Consider the following 16,971-nt stretch of genomic DNA (forward strand, 5'->3'; position numbering starts at 1 on the left):
TGAACTGATCCCCACCGGACCACCTCCCGGCCGCCTCAACACGATAGCGACCGCAGTGGCACCGCCCCGGCAGCGACGCACCCGGCGTTCACGAACCGTTAGGACGCGAGCGATACCCTGAATCGCGGTAGGGTGACCGTATGGACCAGCATGAACGGCTGCGCCACGCTTCGTCCTTCGGTGCAGCGGCGAACATGTACGCCGAGCATCGACCGGACTACGCGCAGGCCGCAGTGCGGTGGGCGCTGGCGCCCGCGCCCGGACCACGCGTGCTTGATCTCGGCGCCGGGACCGGGAAGCTGACCGCCACGCTGATCGCACTGGGCGTCGATGTCGTCGCCGTCGAACCCGACCCGGCGATGCTGACCGAGCTGCGCCGATCGCTGCCGGGCGTCGATGCCCGGTCCGGCAGCGCCGAGGCGATTCCGCTGCCGGATGCCTCTGTCGATGTCGTGCTGGCCGGCAACGCCATGCACTGGTTCGACATGGCCCTCGCCGGACCCGAGATCGCCAGAGTCCTGGCACCGGGCGGGATCCTGGCCGGCCTGTGGAACGTCGTCGACGACCAGGTCGAATGGGTGGCCCGGCTCGCGCGAGTCAGCGGAAGCGCCGCCATCGGCCCGCGTGACACGCCCGCCGCCTGGCGCGCCGAGACAGCAGACATGCACCTGCCGAGAACAGGGCGGCCGCGCAGTTCGGCTCACCAGAACAGGCGGACTTCGCGCACGGGCAGCGCCGCACTGCCGAGTCGCTCGTCGCGACGCTCGGCACGAGGGCGGGCATCCTGGTCATGCCGGGCCCGGAACGAGAAGCCCTGCTGGGCCGCATCCGCGCCTTCCTGGCGACCCGAGCAGAGACCGCCGACGGCGAGTTCACCCTGCCGATGCGGACCGCAGTGCTGCGCGTCCGGCGGCTCTGAATCATCACCCGCGCCCGCACTGAGCTGACCGGGCACCGGACGATCCGCCCCAGGGCACGGCTTCTTGGCCGACTACGACCTGGTGGCCTCCGGTCCGCATCCGGTCCGCTCGGTCCTCCTGGCCGACGAAGCTCCTGCAATCCACTCCGCCCCCGGAGCGGGCCACGGCATACCGCGGCCCTGCTCCTGGTGCTGGGCCTTCGCCCGATCAGCGGGAGGGCATGTGGGCCAGCGGGTTGGGCAGTGCCCACTCCATGTCGGGGGACGACTCCTGGCAGGCCCCGCAGGGGACGACATCATCGGGGTCGGAGTTGAGGGTGACGCGTTCGGCGGGGCCGGGCACGGGGAGATCGGACTCCTCGACCGGTGCGATGATGGCCCATTCGAGCCATCCGGTGCCGGCGCAGACCAGGCAGTCCTCGGAGCCGGGATAGGGCACCGGCAGGCCGATCAGGGCCTCCAGCTCGGCGTGCGAAGGCATCGGGGTGGGCCGGTGATCCATGCTGGTGTAACGAGAACCCGGCGGCGAGGATGCGGCCGGACCGGACGCCGCGACCCCGCCTGGCGGTGAACGTCGGCTTCTCATCGTCGTCGCATGCTCCGTCAGCGTTCACGGTCGGCTGCACTCGAGCGGGACGATCCCCGTGCCGCGCCGGTGATCGTTCCGCCGGGCGGCTGCTGGCCGTCGGGGACCCACTGCCGGTAGATCCCCCGCGTGTCTGGGTCGTGTGTGACCTGCTCGGCGGCCCAGAGGGCCGCCAGGTCAAGCGGGTAGGGGTCGTATTCAGTTGCCGCGTACTGGTCGTGCGTGATCGCGACCCACAACCGCAGCTCCCGCACCTCGACCCTGCGACTGGTAAACGCCCCAGTGGGGGCAGCGCGCATGCTCCAGAGCGGCTCGCGGGCCCAGTCCATCAGCACGTCCAAGTGCAGGCGGGCACATGAACTCCCCGAATATCCCATCAAGCGATTATCGAACACATGTACGATGAATGGACGGGGGACGGCTTGCCTGTGGCGGACACCTGACGTGCCACTGGTCCGGCCCTTCCCGGTCAACAGCACCGGTTGCTGGGCGGTGCGGGCGAGGTCGAAGGTGTGGCCGGGGGTGAGGATCGCGAAGATCCCCGCAGCCCAGAGCTGACCGGCGTCACGCCAACCCTGATATCAAAGCGCGGCTGCACCCCGGCTCGCCGCGACCGGGTTCGGGCCCGACAGCCGCCCCCGACACGCGCCGACTCGCCGCCATCGTCCCTCTGTGACGCGTACCAGCGTTCCAACACATTCCAGCGGTTGCTGTCACTACATCGCTACTGGTGGTTCGCTGGCAGAGTCCGGCCTCACCGGGCCCACTCCACACCCTCGCCAGCGGCGCGGTCGCATCGCGGGGACGACACCGAAAGGCACCGCACATGCAGCAATCACGAAGACCGCAGGGCCGCACCAGCGCTCGCCTGCTCGCCGCGATCGCCACGGGAATCCTGCTCCTGTCCACCATGATCGGCCAGCAAGCCGCTGCGGCCCATGAGAACTCCCAGTCCGGCGTGCAGGCGCAGATCGACACGATCCTCGCAGCGACGCCGGGCGGAACCCAGATCAACGAGAACCAGGTCTCTTGGGAGGACGGCGCCGTCATCATGACCGTGCCGCTCCCCGGCGAGCGCTACGCACTCGGACCCGGCGAGGAAGTAGGGGCATCTGGCACCCCTGACTGCGACTACACCTTTACCTGCCTGTACGAGCATGAGCAGTTCGAAGGCCGGCGCCTCGATTTCTCAAAGTGCGGGGTCATCTACGACCTGGGGAACTGGAATTTCAACGACATGGCGTCCTCCTACCACAACAACCAGTCCGGCGGAGCGCGCACGACCGTCTACAACTGGGAGGGCCGCTGGGTGCAAATCTGGATCACCCGCGCTGCACCCACGTGGAGCTCCAACGTGGGCGAAGACAAGAACGACATCGCCGACGGCATCAAACCCTGCTGAGAGCGCGTGTCTCAGTTCGCTTGCATGGCATCTGGTGTATCGCGAGTGGACAAGATCGCCGGCCGCCTTGGACCAAATGGCCTGTGTCTAAGGGGAACGATCCTCGCTGCACCGGCTACCGAACTCGATCAAGCGGCCCGGTCGACGCTCTAGCACCAACGCCGGCACCGGGGATGGCCGGCCTGCGGCGGACTCCTGACGTGCCGCGGCCCAGCCGTCCCCGACCCGACACCACTCGCGCTTGCTCGAGGCCGGATCATCCGGCCGCGACACCAGCCTCGGTCCCCTGCTGCTTGAGCGCCATGACGTGCTCGTAGGTCGCAGGCAGGTAGTCGCCAATAATCCAGTCGGTGAACGTCGCGTCCGTGAACGGGAACACCGGGTCCCTGCCTGACGTAACGCCAGGGTCGTTGGAGTAGTCGATGAACGCATACAGCACGCAGTCGCCGCCGCGGGCGATCGCCGAGAGCATGTAGCCCGTACTGGACCTGCCACCGTAGTAGTAGGACTCGTCCCACGACACCACCGCCGAATCCGGGATCTCACCGGTGACGACGCCGCTGTATTCGGTCCCGCCGGTCTCCAGCGCGACATCGAGCTGCTCCACCCGGACCCGGAAGTTCTCGGCCGCCTCCTCGTCCGAATCCCAAGGGGCCACGGCGATATCGATGCTCGCGGTCCCTGCGAACGTCCGGTCACCGGTGACTTCCGACCGGTGCTCATACGCGGGCAACTGCGCCAAAAATCCGCCCACTGCAAACGCCGCGCACGCTCGATCCTAAACGGATTCCTCACGTTCGCCGCCGAACGCCACTACGTCCCGACCAACCAGGTCGGATCGCGTACCAAAAGCCGAGAAACGACGACCGCGCAAATCGACGAACGTCGACTGCCGAGCCTCGACCAGCGAATCGACTTTATCCGCAACGTGGCGCGCCTGGTCAACGGTTGGCGATACGTCCCCTATTTCGCGCTCATGGCCTTCGGAGCTCTGCGCCCCGAGGAGTCGATCGACTTCCGTAAGTACGACCTCGAACTACCCAAGGAGATCCGGCACATACCGATGCACCAGTTGACCGACGAGCAGAAGGAGACCTGGGCAACTCTCTACATCCATGAGACCGCGCCTGTGGTCGGTAGCGCCTGGACCGACTCGCGCGAGATCCGGGACGACCGCGGCCTGAAGCAACGCGAGGAAGGCGAAGTCCGCACCGCCCCCTCCGAGCCGATGCTCACACGAATCCTCATCGATCACATGCTGCATCCTGAGTTCCAGGAAGGGCCCGGGGGCCAGATCAACACCCGGCCGAACGGCGAACTACTCGCCGACTCAACCATTCGCCGCAAGTTCCACGAGGCTCGCGCGCTCACCTTCACAAAAGTACAGCTGGCGTCGAAACTCCTGGCCCGGCCGTACGACTTCCGACCCGCCTGCATCACCGAGTGGCTCGCCGACGTCGGCGACCCCACCCCGGTAGCCGCTTGGGCCGGGCACACCGTCGCAGTCCTGCTGCGCATCTATGCCAAGTGGATCGACGGCCGCGAACAGACTGCCCGTGAACGCGTGAAGCGAGCGCGTGCTGGATCACGCTTCGCTCCAGTGATCTAGCGCTTTTCACTCTCGAATCGCGATACACAAGGCCGGGCTCCACTGATCCGTTGAGCCCGGCCTTCCCTCTGGTCACCTCACAGGCGAGAGCGCCAAACAGTCGGGCCATGGCCGGACGCCCTCACTTCAATCGGGTCGATGAGCCTGCACGTCGCACTCGCTGACGCCGGGCTCGGCTACTTCACTGGGCCGTTCGGAGCAGTTCAAGTTGACTTCCGCACCGGGCGGAGCTCAGGCCCGGCAATGAGCTGGGCCATCGCGCTTCCGCCATTCCTGTTCGTACTCTCCGAAGGCGCCAGCGCCCCGATCACAGCCACCCGATTCGACCAGTGGCTCACCTACCCGACCAAGCGCCAGTTCTCGAAAGCCGACCGGCGGCAGTTCTACCAGCCAGGCGACCTTCGCGACACGCTCGTTGCCAAGCTATTCCAAGACCAGCGGAACATCTCGAAGACCCGCGCCGCCTACAGACATGCGGAAGGGCGAGGGGAGGCCGCTGTGGCAGCACGTTGCCGAATGTTCTGCGCCGCAGCGGGTTCGGCTGCATTCAGCGTCGTCGCGGCACCTGAATCCCGCCCTGATGATGTTTCATGTTCTCCTGCTGCCGGAAAGTCTGTGGCCACGCTGAGGCCACAGCACGCCTGACGCAGTCGCAAACGGATCCTTAGATGTCCGGCCATGTCCGGGCAGGAGGTCATCCCGGCCGTTCATTCGCGGACAAATGCCGCACTCATTGAGGCCAGGGCTCGAGGTCACGGGTTTTCGAAGGCGATCTCGGGCCATGTGGTGCTGGGGCCGTCGAGGATCGGGGAGTCTTCGCAGTCGAGGGCCCGGTCGATGAACGCGAGGACGTAGGCGCGGGTGAGGTCGAGGGCGCGCTCGCCCGACGGGAGGGGGACGCCGGTTCGTTCTGATTCGACACTGGTCGCACCCCCTTCCCTCGCTCGTTCGGATGCGCCGAGCCTACGCACTCGGGCGCGGTCCTGCCGCCTCGATTCGGGTCCGATCACCCCGCGGAACCGGGTGCACGCCCCGCCGGGCCGTGACCCCGCGTGCGCGGCTAGCGCGCGGACGGCGGCGTGTCCGCCGCGGGTCCCCGCAGGCCCGCCTGCCGGAAGAGGCGTTCGAGGTAGTCGCGGGCCGCGGCCGGGTCAGGGGTGTCGTCGGCGAGCAGCAGGTACTGCACGACCGCGCCGTTGAGCATGTCGATGAGCATGTCGAGGTCGGCGTCGGGTGCCAGGACGCCGGCGTCGCGGGCGCGGCGCAGGGTCGCCAGCGCGCGTTCGCGGCGAGGTTCGAGGTGGTGCTCGCGGTAGGCGGCGAGGAGCCGCGGGTGGTCGGGGCCGGCGCCGAGGAGGCGGGCGGTGAGCATTCGCAGCTCCGGCCGGACCAGGGCCTCGCTCCATTGCGGGAGCAGTTGGTCGATGATCCCGGGCAGGTCCTCGGCGGGGGTCTCGGTCTCGTCGGCGGCCGGGATCGCGTCGCGTGCGGCCTCGATCGCGTCGGCGAGGAGGGTCTCCTTGGAGGACCAGCGGCGGTAGACGGTGACCTTGGCGACGCCGGCGCGTTTGGCGATCCGTTCGATGCTGGCGCCGGCGAAGCCCTGTTCGACGAGGACTTCCATGGCGGAGCGCAGGATCGCGGTGTCGGCGTCCGGGTCGCGGGGACGTCCCGGACCGGGAGGCTGCTCACGTTTGGTGCTCATGGGTCTCCTTGGTGCCGAGCGTGCCGGTGAGCCAGTGTCGCAGGTCGTCCGGGTCGTCGCCGCGCCAGGCGAGGTGGCCGTCGGGTCGCACGAGCATCGGGGTCGCACCGGTGCCCAGCAGGGACGCGACGGGGCCGAGGTGGCGGCGAGCGGTCGCGGCCAGCTCGGGGTGCGCGGTGTTCGCGACGAGCGCCCATCCTGTGCGGAGTGCGGTGTGGAGGCCGGTGGGCTCGCCGTCCGGGCCGGTGCAGGGGAGGTCGGGGACGCGGTCGCCCGGGCGCGGGGAGGGGCCGCGCCCGCCGAGCGGGCCGCGCCGGTAGGAGACCCAGAGCTGCGAGGCGGTCCGGGTCGCCCGGCGCTGCACGGCGGGCAGGTCCATCACGGGGATGAGCAGCCGGTCGCGCACGAAGCGGGTGGCGGGGGTGGCGCCGGCGAGGAGGCGGGTGTTGGCGGTGGTGTTGCGCAGGACGACTTCGGCGAGGGGGCGGCGTTCGGCGGTGTACGTGTCGAGGAGGGCGGCGCCGGCACGGCCCTGGACGACGAGGGCGAGTTTCCAGGCGAGGTTCTCGGCGTCGCCGATGCCGGTGTTCATGCCCTGGCCGCCGATCGGGCTGTGGGCGTGGGCGGCGTCCCCAGCGAGGAGGAGGCGCCCGCTGCGGTAGTCGGCGGCGAGGCGCCGCTGGACGCGGAACACGGAGGTCCACACCGCTTCGCGGATCCCGGGGGCCTCGCCGGTGCGTTCGCGGAGGACGGCGCGGACCTGGTCGAGGATCTGGTCGGGGGTGAGGCGCCCGCTGGTGTCGGGGACGTCGGCCATGACCCGCCACAGGTCGTCTTCGCCGGTGCCGCGCATGGGGATCGCCAGGACCATGCCGTCGGTGTGGAACCAGCCGACCGAGCCTTCGCGCGAGCGGTCCCAGTCGGCGCGGACGTCGGCGAGCAGGAACCGTTCGACCACGGGCACACCGGGAAAGGCGATGCCGGCCTGTTCGCGGACCGCACTGCGGGCGCCGTCGCAGCCGACGAGCCATCCGGCGCGGAGGGTGTCGCCGTCGGCGAAGGCGACCGTGACGCCGCCGCGGTCCTGGGCGCCGCCAACGACCTCACGGCCGTACTCGACCCTGCCGCCGCTGGCCTCCAGCCGCTGCCGGAGCTGCGTCTCGATGTCGGCCTGGGAGATGAAGAGGGCCTGCACGGATTCGCTCGCGTCGGGGGCGAAGCGCATGGTCGCGAGTTCGCGACCGCGGGCGTACATGGTCATCCCGACCGGGCTGAGGGCACGCTCGGGCAGGTCACCGAGGGCGCCGAGCCGGGTGAGGACCTCGACGCCGCGGGCGTGGAGGATGTTCGCGCGGGAGGTGGTCGCGGGGCGGTCGGCGCGGTCGACCACCCGGACCTTGACGCCGCGTGCTGCGAGCGCGCATCCCATGACCAGGCCGGACGGACCGGCTCCGGCGATCAGTACCTCGGTGTCCATCGGGGCTCCTCTCATTAGCATACGCAACCGTTTACGTATTCTAATACGGCCGCGAGGCTCCCGTCGAGTGCGTTCGGGCGGCGGTCGGGCGCGCCGTGCTCGTCGCGGACCCGCGCCCGAGCCGGGCGAACCATGGCGCGACGTGCGGTTCGACACCGCCGCAACGCCTCACGTGCTAGGCGTCGCCGTCGTGCTCCTCCATGCGGGCGGCGATGCGTTCGAGGGCGGCGAGGTCGGCGGCGGCGAGCCGGTCGATGAAGTGGCGGCGCACGGACGCGAGGTGCGCGGGCGCGGCGTCCTCGAGCACGGCCATGCCCTCGTCGGTGAGCACGAGGAGGCAGCTCCTGCCGTCGTCGGCGTCGGGGTCGCGCCGCAGCAGGCCGCGGGCCTCCATGCGGCTCGCGTGGCGGGACAGGCGGCTGCGCGACCAGCCCATCTTCCGGGCCTGCTCCCGCAGGGTGCTGGTCCGTTGCGGCCGTTCGGAGAGGGTGCTCAGCACCTCGTAGTCGGCCTCGGAGAGCCCGATCGCGGCCAGGTCCCGCGCGGGATCAGGTGTAGACGAGGTTCTCCGGTCCTCGGGCGGATCGGTCTTGGTCAGGCCCGAGGCCGAGCCGTCCGCGAGCAGGACCGTGGTTCCGGCGATATCGCTGTCGCCCTTGGGGTCGGCGAGCAGCGCCGCGCACCTGGTGTCGGTCGGCGACCCGTCGTCGTTCTGAAAGTCGTCGGTCTCTCCGATGAGAGCCGAGCAACCGCCGGTCCTCGAACGCGGCCACGCGCATCGGCTGCTCGGCACTGGGCAGGCGGCACGCCTCACCCGGCACCCACGGCAGCGGCACCCTCCCCGCCCTCGGCTCGTCGCGGGAGAGGAGGGTGCGCACGGCCTGCTCGGTCTGGGCGCCGACCAGGCGGGGCCCGGCCTCGCCGCGCTCGAACATGATCAGCGTCGGGTCGAGGTCACCCCGTACTCGGCCACCAGGTCCGGTGACTCGTCGGCGTTGACCTTCACGAACCGGACCTCGCCTGACCGGTCAGCGGCGAGGCGGTCCAGAAGCGAAGCCATGCGGCGACAGGTGCCACACCAGGTCGCGGAGAACTCCACCAGCACCGGTCCCTCGGACGCGAGCACACTGCCGGCGAACTCGGCCTCGGACACCTCAGGCATCGTCGATGCGGTCACGACGGTCGCTTCTTGCAGGTCAGGGAACTGCTTGACAGGCATCAACCGTAAACCCGTACCTCGGTACCGGATGCAACCGAGAATGACCAGCGTCACATGGGACAGCCGCTCATCGTGCGGGGCCGAGGAGGCGTTCGATCAGGCGGGGGTTGCCGGGCCAGGCGTCGAGGAGGGTCTGGCGGGGAATGACGCGTCCGGCGTAGCGCAGGGCCAGTGCGACCACGACGATGTCGTCGAGGGGTCCGATGACGGGCAGAAACTCCGGGATGAGGTCGATGGGGCTGGCGACCCAGACCGCGGCGACCAGGAGCGCGATCTTGGCTCGGCGCGGGACCTCCGGGTCGGATCGGAGCCTGCGGACGGTGGTGACGAGGTCGGGGATGAACGCGACCAGGTCGCGCATGATCCCCGGCGGTAGCCGCCGCGCAAGGAGCACCAGGACCGCCCACGAGGCGAGGAGGCACGCGAGGGCGATCGCGAGGCCGATGAACCAGTGCCGCAGTGTGTCAGGCATCGGCGGGCACCGTCACCTCTTCGTCTCGTCGTGGGTGCAGCAGCCGTCCTCGCAAGCGGTGGCGTCGGCGCCTGCCGCCGGGGCGGCGTTCGGGGCGCAGCAGTTGTCGCCTCTCCACGCCTCGACGCCTTCCTTCACGGCGACGCCCGCGATGACGAGCGCGGCGAGAGGATCGGCCCAAGTCCAGCCGAAGAGGCTGTTGAGCGCGAGCCCGACCAGGAGCACCGCCGAGAGGTAGGTGCACAGGAGCGTCTGCTTGGAGTCGGCCACGGCCGTCGCGGAACCGAGTTCGCACCCGGCCCGGCGCTGAGCCCAGGACAGGAACGGCATCACGGCGAGCGAGACCGCCGCCAGGATCAGGCCGACCGAGGAGTGCTCGGCCTCGGAGCCGAAGAACAGGCCCCGCACGGACTCGACCGTGACGTAGGCGGCGAGGGCGAAGAACGAGACCGCGATGATCCGCAGCGCCCGATGCTCGCGGGCCTCGCGCACTGCGGAGTCGGTGGCGGAGAACTGCCAGGCGAGCGCGGCGGCGGAGGAGACCTCGATGACCGAGTCGAGGCCGAACCCGATGAGGGCGGTCGACGACGCGATGGTCCCGGCGGTGATGGCGACGACCGCTTCCACGACGTTGTAGGTGATGGTCGCGGCCACAAAGATCCGGATGAGCCGCGTCAGATGCGCGCGGCGCTCCGGACTCGGGTCGGAGGGCTTGCGGGCGAGCGTGATCGGGGTGGTCATCAGCAGCAGCCGTCCTCTGCGGTGGCGTCGCACGCGGCCGGGTCGACCGCGAGCACGGTGCTCAGCAGGCTGCCCAGCGCGGTCGCAAGGCCGGGGTCGGCCAGTTCGTAGCGGGTGCGGCGCCCCTCGGGGGCGGCCACCACCAGGCCGCAGCCGCGCAGGCACGCGAGGTGGTTCGACAGCGACTGCCGCGAGACCCCAAGCGCCTCAGCGAGCTCAGCCGGGTACCCGGGCGCTTCACGGAGCGCCAGGAGCAGGCGCGCGCGGGTGGGATCGGACAGGGCGTGGCCGAACCGGGCCAGGACCTGCCCGTAGGTGAGCGTCTCCATGATAGCAACAGTACATCGAACCGTGTATACACGCGATAATGTACTTAGGAAATCGAAGTCTGAGACTACGCAACCGGACTGGTTCTGGTCACCCGCTGGCCGGAGGGCTGATGAGGCGGACGTTATTGATGCCTCCTTGGTTGATGCAGTCAGTCGCCAGACCATGGATCTGCCAGTGGAAGTCGATGGGCTCGGCGTCTGCGGTCACGGTCGCCGTGACGGGCGTGTATCGAGCAAGGGGGATGGAGCCTCCGTCGAATACGAACCCGAAGTCGCCGGTCGTCTGGATGATCAGTGGCTCGCCGGTACGCCATTCGATTCCGATCTTGACCGCGTACTCGCTGGTGCCACGAGCCTGGCTGACAGCCAGGAGCAGGCTCATGAAGTCGGCGATTGTTGCCTCGACGCGATTGGATTCGATGCGGGTGTCGGGCAAGTAGGTGTCGGGGCCATTCGGTGCCCCGCCGAGTACGGCGGCGAGTGTGACTGCGCCGTCGTGGTGGAGGTTTCCCCATGCTCGCTTCCATCGATCCTGTGGGAGGTGGGCGATATTGGCAGCAGTCCAGCGGCGCAGCCCGACCCGGGGGTTGAGCAGATCCATGGAGTCGAAGGCGTGCACGACCCCGTTACCCGCAAAGAAGCGGCCGTGGTCGCGTGCCGCTCGGAACATGGCCTGGGCTTCGTCCTGGGTTGGTGCGGACGGAGCTGTTGCCGGTGTTCGAGGGGCTGCGACGGCGATGACCCAGGCATGGCTCTCGGTTGTCTTTCCGTACGCCAGTTCCTGGTACAGGTTGTCCAGGGCAGTGTCGGCATGCTGGCGCGAGTCGAATCGGGCACGGTAGGCTGCCTCGATTTCGCGCTCCTTCATCCATTCTGTGTCCGGGCCGTTGCGGACAGGTGCGCCGAACATTTCGCCGCGGAAGACCAGATGGGGGCCGTCAAGACCGGCGGGGATAACCACGACCACTGCGCGTCGATCACCACTGCCGAGCGGGAATACCCTGAGGCCGAATACTGGAGGGCTGATCCGTGAGACGGCGACTCTGGTCAAGGTCCGCTGGTAGTTCTCGTCGGCGAGGCCAGCGTCGCACCGGTCGAATGCAACGCCTTGCCGCTCCTTCACACCGTAGACGAGCACCCCGCCGCCGCGGTTGGCCATCGCGGCCACGTCCTTCGGGAAGTCGGAGTTCACCAGATCCTTGGCATCAATGAGATTCTTCTTCCAGTCGAGGTCGTCGGCTTCTTCGACGCCTGCTTCAACAGCGTCGTTGATCATCTCGTCGGTCAACGGGCCGGGCTGCCTGCCGAGGTAGCGGTGAAGCGGGGTGAACAGCATCTAGTCTTCTTTCTTCGGTCCCGTGAGGTGTCAGCCCTTGAACTGGAGATACGCCATAAGCACGCTGGCGATACCCGCCAGGCTCCCCACAATCGTCCAGATCAGCCGCGAGCGGTTCTTGCCGCTCTCACCGGGGGCGTTCGACTGCATGGAGACTGACTCAGAAGACCCGATGGCCTGGGCGTTCACGACGACCTGGTTGCGCTCACCTCCTTGAATGACAATGCGGACGGCATCCGAGGCAGCTTCGGGCGAGGGCAGGTCTTGCCGATCTTCCGTCAACGCCTTCATTTCGGCAACGAGTCCGATCAGCATCGTGCGGATCTGGGAGACGATGCCCTCCAGCACCGCCACGTGCACATCCCAGTAGAGCCTCGTGATCTGCTGGAAGTCGCTCGCGTTCTCTTGGTTCATCACCGACACCAGCTCTGAAGATCCGGGGGGAGCCAGTTGGACGGTTGACTTGCCGGACCGGTGAGTGCTTCGGATCAGTGCTTCGATACTGGCAATGCCATGCCCGATCTGCACCTCATTCGTCACAGCCTTTTGCGCGAAATCTGGCAAAGCGAAGGAGCTGATGGACTGGCCTGTGATTCGATTGTGGAAGTTCACGCCGTCGATCTTCAGGTCACCAGCAACCTTGCGGTAGGAGGGCAACTCGGCGAAGGAGCCCGTCAGCTCAGCCCGAGCCCAGTCACGTAGCTCCGCACTCCCTGCCTTCCCCCCAAGCACAATGCACTGCTGGAGGACCGGGGTAAGCGGACGGGACTCGTTCAGCGCCCCCGCTTCGATCTCCTTGAGCAGATTGCGATCACGTAGAGACATGGAGTGATTCTGACCTATAGTCACGTTCCATAGGGATCGGCCGTTAGTGCAAGTTTCGGCGAGCGAGCGGACCATCGCCTCACTTGCCGTCAGGAAATCGACCGAGCCAGAACCAAACTTCGAGCTACATGGGATACATCACAGGCCGGGCGGTTCCATACCAGACATAACCGAGCATCCTGGGGAGTCATAACAAGCGAACGACAAGCGAGAACCAAAAGAGCCGATCCCCTCTTCCGAGGAAATCGGCCCTTAGCTGGACTTTCATAGTAGCGGGAGGCGGATTTGAACCACCGACCTCCAGGTTATGAGCCTGGCTCTCCCGGAGCGCGTTGAGACTCATGAAGGTTCAGTGCAGGGGCGCGTGCTCAGCATCGTCGCGAAGTCTGCGGTTCGGCAGGAGGAGCGCCAGTACCGTGCCGACCAAGATCACCGGGGCCAGCCCAAGGAAGATCGGCAGCAGTGCATCCGCGTACGCGTTCACCACCTGGTCGCGCAGGGCGTCCGGGAGGGATCGCACGATCGCGGGCGTGATCGACTCGGCCCCGGCGCCGCCGAAGTCCGTGCCGATGCTGGCCAGGGCGTCGGTGAGCCGGTTGGTGAAGATCGCCCCGACCACCGCGACGCCCACCGTCGCGCCGATTTCGCGGAAGAAGTTGTTCGACGAGGTGGCGGTGCCGACCTCGCTCTGCGGGAACGCGTTCTGCACCGCGAGCACCAGGTTCTGCATGACCAGACCCATGCCCGCGCCGAGCACGCCGATGTACGTGCACAGCAGCACGATCGACGACGAGGGCGTGAGCGTTGACATGAGCCAGATGCCGATCGGCATCACGAGCATCCCCGCGATCACGAACCCTTTGTACCGCCCCAGTTTCGATACCAGCGCGCCCGAGGTGGTGGCGGTGAGCATCATGCCGACGACCATGGGGATGAGCAGCAGCCCCGACTCGGTCGCGGAGTACCTGTAAACCATCTGGAGGTATGTCGGCATGTAGCTGATGACCGCGAACATGCCCAGGCCGATCGCGATCATGCCGATGAGCGTCGCGATGGAGAACACCGGGTTCTTCAGCATCCGCAGCGGGATGAGCGGCTCGGCGACCCGGCGCTCCACCACGCAGAACAGCACCGCGGACACTACGGTGACGGCGCCCAGCCACAGGATGGTGGGCGAGGTCCAGTCGTACTCGGTGCCGCCCCACGTGCACACCAGGATCAGCGAAGTGACGGCGGCGGCCATGAGCGCGGTGCCGAGGTAGTCGAACTTCACCTTGACCCGCTTGCGCGGCAGCCGGATCGCGGCCGCCGATATCGCGAGGGCGGCGACGCCCAGCGGCAGGTTGATCCAGAATGCCCACCGCCAGTCGGCGTTGTCGGTGATCCAGCCGCCCAGGAGCGGCCCGGCGACGGCGGCGAGGCCGAACACGGCGCCCATGGGGCCCATGAACTTCGCCCGCTGGCGGACCGGGACGAGGTCGGCGATGATCGCCTGCGACATGATCATGAGCCCGCCGCCGCCGAGGCCCTGGAGGGCGCGGAAGGCGATGAGCTGCGGCATGTCCTGCGCGAATCCGGCGAGGGCGGACCCGAGCACGAAGACCGCGAGCGCGGCGAGGAAGAGCCGGCGGCGGCCGATGAGGTCGCCGAGCTTGCCGTAGACGGGCATGCCGATCGTGGCGGCGAGGATGTACGCGGTGGTCACCCACGCCATGTGGGAGAGACCGTCGAGTTCGCCGACGATGGTGGGGAGCGCGGTGGAGACGATGGTCTGGTCGAGCGCCGACAGGAGCATCGTGACCATGAGGGCGGCGTAGATCCACCCGAAGTGGGAGGGGAGCGCGGCCGTGCGTTCGGCGGGCGGTTCGAGGGTGTCGGTGGTCATGGCCGGACTCCAAGCGCGGGAAGGACGACGTGGTCGATGAAGCGGGTGAGGTAGTCGCGGTCGGGGAACTCCCCGGTGTGGACCTTGTGGGCGATGAGGGACGCGAACAGCAGCTCGGGCACGAACTCGCGGGAGGGGGCGTCGGCGTCGATCTCGCCGCGGGCGGCGGCCCGGTCGAGGACGGTGTCGACGGCGCGGCGCATGGGCGCGGCGAGGATCTCGCGCTGGGCGCGGTCGAGGTCGGGGTCGGTGCGGGCGGCGTTGGCGAGGCCGCTCATGAGGTCGTGGTCGTCGGGCCCAGACTCGACGATCGCAGTGGTGCCGGCGAGGAAGTCGCCGCGCAGGCTCCCGGTGTCGACGTCCTCCAGGGGCGCGGGCCGGCGGTGGCGCACGGCCTCGACGACCAGGCGCGGCTTGCCGTTCCAGTGCCGGTAGAGGGTCGCGGTACTGGTGCGGGCCTCGGTGGCGACCTGCTGCATGGTGACGTTCTCGTAGCCGTGCTCCATGACCAGACGCACGACCGCTGCGAAGATCTCGGCCTCGCGCTCGGGCGAGAGCCGTGAGCGACGTTCCATCCGCCGCCTCCTATCGAAACGAAGCGTTTTCGTTTCGAACGATAGCGTGGGGTGATGCCCAGATGCCACTCCTGCCGCCGAGACCTCCGGCACGCGCGGAGCCGCCGGATTCCGCGGAGCCTGAGTTGAGGTCGGTCATCGCCGCTCCCCCAGAAGGGAGGCGCTGCGGCGGGCCCCGTTCGCCCCAGGCGCCCGACGCGCCACCCGGATCAGGTCGAGTGACACGGGGAACGGTCCGCTCACTGCGGTCGGATTATGCCGGTTCGGCAGGCGCTGAACTGGTACATGGCCCGATCGTGGCACCGGTGACTGAATGCGGTCTCAGTCCCAACTCAAAGATCGCTCAATGATGCAGCTCCCACGCACCTTCGAGCCGGTTCCGAGCCGGTTCTGATACGAATCGGGCATCGTGGCCGCTTGTGCGAACCCTGATCTCACCTTCACGACCGCTCCGACTCGCCGCGATGGTCGCCGCAGCCGGCTTCGCCCTGGCAGCCTGCGGGTCCGGCGACGACGGCGGCTCCTCAGAGGAGACCTCCACGGCCGGAACCGACCCGATGGCCGCGTACACCGAGTGCATCGCCGAGCAGGGCATCGAGTTGCCCGAGGATTGGAGCGCCGGGTTCGGCGGCGGCGAGATGCCGAGTTTCGATCCTGAGAACGCCCCCTCCGACATGCCCACGGACATGCCGACCGACATGCCTTCGGGTGGGTTCGGCGGCGGCGGGTTCAGCGCCCCTGAGGGCGTCAGTGACGAGGACTGGGCCGTGGCGCAGGAAGCCTGCATGAGCACGCTGCCCCAGGGTGGCGGATTCCCCGGCAGCGGTTCCTGACATCGACCGGGCGGGTCTTGCACCGCACCCGGGACCCGCCCTCCTCCCCCTCCCTGACAACGACCATCGAGGACATTCCGCCGATGGCGGACGACCTGGACGAAGCCCTTGCTGGGCTGAGAGCGCCGGCAAGAACGTCGCACCACGCGGCCGTATTCCCCAGGCGATCGTCGACGAGTACAACGCCGCCCATAGCTGATCTCCCGAGCACCTAGGCCCCGACAGGCGTCGGGGTCTTTCGCGTTCCATCCGCTTTGCCCAAGCCCGGGAACGAATCAGAAGCTGAAGTTGGAGAGATGTGAAGCGGCTCAATGAGACCGCAGAAGCACTTAGCCCCGTGACTGAGGTCACTCACGTAGGGGCTTTCGATCGCCAGCGTGCCGGGGGATCCTGGTTCATCAGACCAGCACGTGACCAGCATGAGCCGGTCAGTCGGGCTTCCTGAGTTCCGGAAAGCCCTCCTGACCACTGGTTTTAAGTCGGGACGACAGGATTCGAACCTGCGACCCCTCACTCCCAAATGTAGGGGCAGTGCGGATGTCTCGCCGCGGCGATTGCCTGGGCCTAGTGGGTGCTCAGATTCCGGGCGACTCGGGTTTCCACTCATCGACCTCCAACAGATCGGGAGTTCCCGCTACGTTGCGATTCTGAGCGTCGGACTCCTCGCGCAGCTTGCGACGTGCCACCCGAAGCAGAAGCGCCGCTAGCGCGTCGGTGTCGATCTCTGCTCGCCGCTCGCCCGTGACACGAATCCTCAGCTTGTCCTTCGGCATTGCGACTCCCCCAGGTTGCACCTCGCGACAAGGTCGGTGCCATGGTGTCGGATCGGACTCCACACCCTGGCACACGAATCGAGCGCAGATCGCGAACTCAGGGAACTCCGTCTTCAGGGTTGCATCAGACAGGTCGGGGCTTCAAGGACTGCCATAGTTCATTTGCTCATCACCTCGGCCGCTCCCCTGAGACCGCGACGACGGACCAAGTACGAAGCGTCTTGGTTCCACCGCTTCACATCGCCCCAAGGCGGTAGAAGAACTTCAGGCGGTCCAGATTCGTTG

21 protein-coding genes and 1 pseudogene are annotated in these 16,971 nt (G+C 68.0%); 6 read left to right on the plus strand and 16 right to left on the minus strand.

What is annotated here, in order from left to right; genetic code table 11:
- Positions 1-140 precede the first annotated feature (140 nt).
- Positions 141-919: pseudogene (locus BLS99_RS00400) on the plus strand (class I SAM-dependent methyltransferase).
- A gap of 208 nt (positions 920-1,127) precedes the next feature.
- Here the strand turns inward: BLS99_RS00400 and BLS99_RS00405 are convergent.
- Both BLS99_RS00405 and BLS99_RS00410 read right to left on the minus strand, forming a co-directional pair.
- Positions 1,128-1,421: a hypothetical protein gene (locus BLS99_RS00405; protein WP_143034631.1), complete on the minus strand. Its 294-nt coding sequence runs from the start codon at positions 1,419-1,421 to the stop codon at positions 1,128-1,130.
- 101 nt (positions 1,422-1,522) lie between these two features.
- The gene (locus tag BLS99_RS00410) at positions 1,523-1,834 is read right to left on the minus strand and encodes a hypothetical protein (RefSeq protein ID WP_091041661.1); all 312 of its coding nucleotides are present in this window, start codon (positions 1,832-1,834) and stop codon (positions 1,523-1,525) included.
- Positions 1,835-2,331: 497 nt separating this feature from the next.
- On the opposite strand from BLS99_RS00410, the gene BLS99_RS00415 reads away from it, so the two are divergent.
- Positions 2,332-2,907 carry a peptidase inhibitor family I36 protein gene (locus BLS99_RS00415; RefSeq protein ID WP_091041665.1) on the plus strand — a complete coding sequence of 192 codons (576 nt, stop codon included), beginning with the start codon at positions 2,332-2,334 and terminating at the stop codon, positions 2,905-2,907.
- Positions 2,908-3,163: 256 nt separating this feature from the next.
- Here the strand turns inward: BLS99_RS00415 and BLS99_RS00420 are convergent, their stop codons facing one another.
- Positions 3,164-3,565 (minus strand): hypothetical protein, encoded by a 402-nt coding sequence (locus BLS99_RS00420; RefSeq protein ID WP_143034632.1) that lies wholly within the window; start codon positions 3,563-3,565, stop codon positions 3,164-3,166.
- 57 nt (positions 3,566-3,622) lie between these two features.
- On the opposite strand from BLS99_RS00420, the gene BLS99_RS00425 reads away from it, so the two are divergent.
- Both BLS99_RS00425 and BLS99_RS25485 read left to right on the plus strand, forming a co-directional pair.
- Positions 3,623-4,516 (plus strand): hypothetical protein, encoded by an 894-nt coding sequence (locus BLS99_RS00425; protein ID WP_143034633.1) that lies wholly within the window; start codon positions 3,623-3,625, stop codon positions 4,514-4,516.
- A 138-nt stretch (positions 4,517-4,654) separates the two neighbouring features.
- Entirely contained in the window at positions 4,655-5,161 is a 507-nt protein-coding gene (locus tag BLS99_RS25485) for a hypothetical protein (protein WP_143034634.1), read from the plus strand.
- 107 nt (positions 5,162-5,268) lie between these two features.
- Here BLS99_RS25485 and BLS99_RS00430 read toward each other — a convergent pair whose 3' ends face one another.
- From BLS99_RS00430 to BLS99_RS00485, 12 genes are all read right to left on the minus strand, one after another.
- The gene (locus BLS99_RS00430) at positions 5,269-5,487 is read right to left on the minus strand and encodes a hypothetical protein (protein WP_091041676.1); all 219 of its coding nucleotides are present in this window, start codon (positions 5,485-5,487) and stop codon (positions 5,269-5,271) included.
- An 89-nt stretch (positions 5,488-5,576) separates the two neighbouring features.
- A complete protein-coding gene (locus tag BLS99_RS00435) occupies positions 5,577-6,221 on the minus strand; it encodes a TetR/AcrR family transcriptional regulator (RefSeq protein ID WP_091041681.1) in 645 nt (214 codons plus the stop codon).
- Complete coding sequence (locus BLS99_RS00440) at positions 6,205-7,698, minus strand: FAD-dependent monooxygenase (protein WP_218126126.1); 1,494 nt, start codon at positions 7,696-7,698, stop codon at positions 6,205-6,207. Before BLS99_RS00440 ends, BLS99_RS00435 begins: the two co-directional genes overlap by 17 nt.
- A gap of 175 nt (positions 7,699-7,873) precedes the next feature.
- Positions 7,874-8,296 carry a MarR family winged helix-turn-helix transcriptional regulator gene (locus BLS99_RS00445; protein WP_342761246.1) on the minus strand — a complete coding sequence of 141 codons (423 nt, stop codon included), beginning with the start codon at positions 8,294-8,296 and terminating at the stop codon, positions 7,874-7,876.
- Positions 8,297-8,635: 339 nt separating this feature from the next.
- Positions 8,636-8,917, minus strand: coding sequence for a thioredoxin family protein (locus BLS99_RS00450; RefSeq protein WP_091041688.1), 282 nt, complete (start codon positions 8,915-8,917; stop codon positions 8,636-8,638).
- Between the two features lie 67 nt (positions 8,918-8,984).
- On the minus strand, positions 8,985-9,377 hold the full coding sequence (locus BLS99_RS00455) for a YkvA family protein (RefSeq protein WP_091044628.1): 393 nt from the start codon (positions 9,375-9,377) through the stop codon (positions 8,985-8,987).
- Positions 9,378-9,401: 24 nt separating this feature from the next.
- On the minus strand, positions 9,402-10,130 hold the full coding sequence (locus BLS99_RS00460; protein WP_091041691.1) for a cation diffusion facilitator family transporter: 729 nt from the start codon (positions 10,128-10,130) through the stop codon (positions 9,402-9,404).
- Positions 10,130-10,459, minus strand: coding sequence for an ArsR/SmtB family transcription factor (locus BLS99_RS00465; protein ID WP_091041695.1), 330 nt, complete (start codon positions 10,457-10,459; stop codon positions 10,130-10,132). The genes BLS99_RS00460 and BLS99_RS00465 overlap by 1 nt, the downstream gene beginning before the upstream one ends.
- Before the next feature lie 88 nt (positions 10,460-10,547).
- Positions 10,548-11,795, minus strand: coding sequence for an AlbA family DNA-binding domain-containing protein (locus BLS99_RS00470; RefSeq protein WP_091041699.1), 1,248 nt, complete (start codon positions 11,793-11,795; stop codon positions 10,548-10,550).
- A gap of 30 nt (positions 11,796-11,825) precedes the next feature.
- A complete protein-coding gene (locus tag BLS99_RS00475) occupies positions 11,826-12,620 on the minus strand; it encodes an AbiTii domain-containing protein (protein ID WP_091041702.1) in 795 nt (264 codons plus the stop codon).
- Positions 12,621-12,969: 349 nt separating this feature from the next.
- Positions 12,970-14,505, minus strand: coding sequence for an MDR family MFS transporter (locus BLS99_RS00480; RefSeq protein ID WP_091041706.1), 1,536 nt, complete (start codon positions 14,503-14,505; stop codon positions 12,970-12,972).
- Entirely contained in the window at positions 14,502-15,080 is a 579-nt protein-coding gene (locus BLS99_RS00485; RefSeq protein ID WP_091041708.1) for a TetR/AcrR family transcriptional regulator, read from the minus strand. The genes BLS99_RS00480 and BLS99_RS00485 overlap by 4 nt, the downstream gene beginning before the upstream one ends.
- Before the next feature lie 464 nt (positions 15,081-15,544).
- Between BLS99_RS00485 and BLS99_RS00490 the strand changes: the two genes are divergently transcribed.
- Together BLS99_RS00490 and BLS99_RS27725 are read left to right on the plus strand one after the other, a co-directional pair.
- Positions 15,545-15,913 carry a hypothetical protein gene (locus tag BLS99_RS00490; protein WP_091041711.1) on the plus strand — a complete coding sequence of 123 codons (369 nt, stop codon included), beginning with the start codon at positions 15,545-15,547 and terminating at the stop codon, positions 15,911-15,913.
- On the plus strand, positions 15,885-16,112 hold the full coding sequence (locus BLS99_RS27725) for an Lsr2 family DNA-binding protein (RefSeq protein ID WP_091041714.1): 228 nt from the start codon (positions 15,885-15,887) through the stop codon (positions 16,110-16,112). Before BLS99_RS00490 ends, BLS99_RS27725 begins: the two co-directional genes overlap by 29 nt.
- Positions 16,113-16,488: 376 nt before the next feature.
- Here BLS99_RS27725 and BLS99_RS25490 read toward each other — a convergent pair whose 3' ends face one another.
- Positions 16,489-16,686 carry a hypothetical protein gene (locus BLS99_RS25490; RefSeq protein WP_143034635.1) on the minus strand — a complete coding sequence of 66 codons (198 nt, stop codon included), beginning with the start codon at positions 16,684-16,686 and terminating at the stop codon, positions 16,489-16,491.
- Positions 16,687-16,971: the final 285 nt, after the last annotated feature.

It is taken from the genome of Glycomyces sambucus (assembly GCF_900102815.1).
Classification (GTDB): Bacteria; Actinomycetota; Actinomycetes; order Mycobacteriales; family Micromonosporaceae; genus Glycomyces; species Glycomyces sambucus.

Coding starts and splice junctions, on each gene's coding strand:
- BLS99_RS00405 (WP_143034631.1), bottom strand. CDS start 1,421: ATGGATCACCGGCCCACCCCGATGCCTTCGCACGCCGAGCTGGAGGCC.
- BLS99_RS00410 (WP_091041661.1), bottom strand. CDS start 1,834: ATGGACTGGGCCCGCGAGCCGCTCTGGAGCATGCGCGCTGCCCCCACT.
- BLS99_RS00415 (WP_091041665.1), top strand. CDS start 2,332: ATGCAGCAATCACGAAGACCGCAGGGCCGCACCAGCGCTCGCCTGCTC.
- BLS99_RS25485 (WP_143034634.1), top strand. CDS start 4,655: ATGAGCCTGCACGTCGCACTCGCTGACGCCGGGCTCGGCTACTTCACT.
- BLS99_RS00435 (WP_091041681.1), bottom strand. CDS start 6,221: ATGAGCACCAAACGTGAGCAGCCTCCCGGTCCGGGACGTCCCCGCGAC.
- BLS99_RS00440 (WP_218126126.1), bottom strand. CDS start 7,698: ATGGACACCGAGGTACTGATCGCCGGAGCCGGTCCGTCCGGCCTGGTC.
- BLS99_RS00450 (WP_091041688.1), bottom strand. CDS start 8,917: ATGCCTGTCAAGCAGTTCCCTGACCTGCAAGAAGCGACCGTCGTGACC.
- BLS99_RS00460 (WP_091041691.1), bottom strand. CDS start 10,130: ATGACCACCCCGATCACGCTCGCCCGCAAGCCCTCCGACCCGAGTCCG.
- BLS99_RS00465 (WP_091041695.1), bottom strand. CDS start 10,459: ATGGAGACGCTCACCTACGGGCAGGTCCTGGCCCGGTTCGGCCACGCC.
- BLS99_RS00470 (WP_091041699.1), bottom strand. CDS start 11,795: ATGCTGTTCACCCCGCTTCACCGCTACCTCGGCAGGCAGCCCGGCCCG.
- BLS99_RS00475 (WP_091041702.1), bottom strand. CDS start 12,620: ATGTCTCTACGTGATCGCAATCTGCTCAAGGAGATCGAAGCGGGGGCG.
- BLS99_RS00480 (WP_091041706.1), bottom strand. CDS start 14,505: ATGACCACCGACACCCTCGAACCGCCCGCCGAACGCACGGCCGCGCTC.
- BLS99_RS00485 (WP_091041708.1), bottom strand. CDS start 15,080: ATGGAACGTCGCTCACGGCTCTCGCCCGAGCGCGAGGCCGAGATCTTC.
- BLS99_RS00490 (WP_091041711.1), top strand. CDS start 15,545: ATGGTCGCCGCAGCCGGCTTCGCCCTGGCAGCCTGCGGGTCCGGCGAC.
- BLS99_RS25490 (WP_143034635.1), bottom strand. CDS start 16,686: ATGCCGAAGGACAAGCTGAGGATTCGTGTCACGGGCGAGCGGCGAGCA.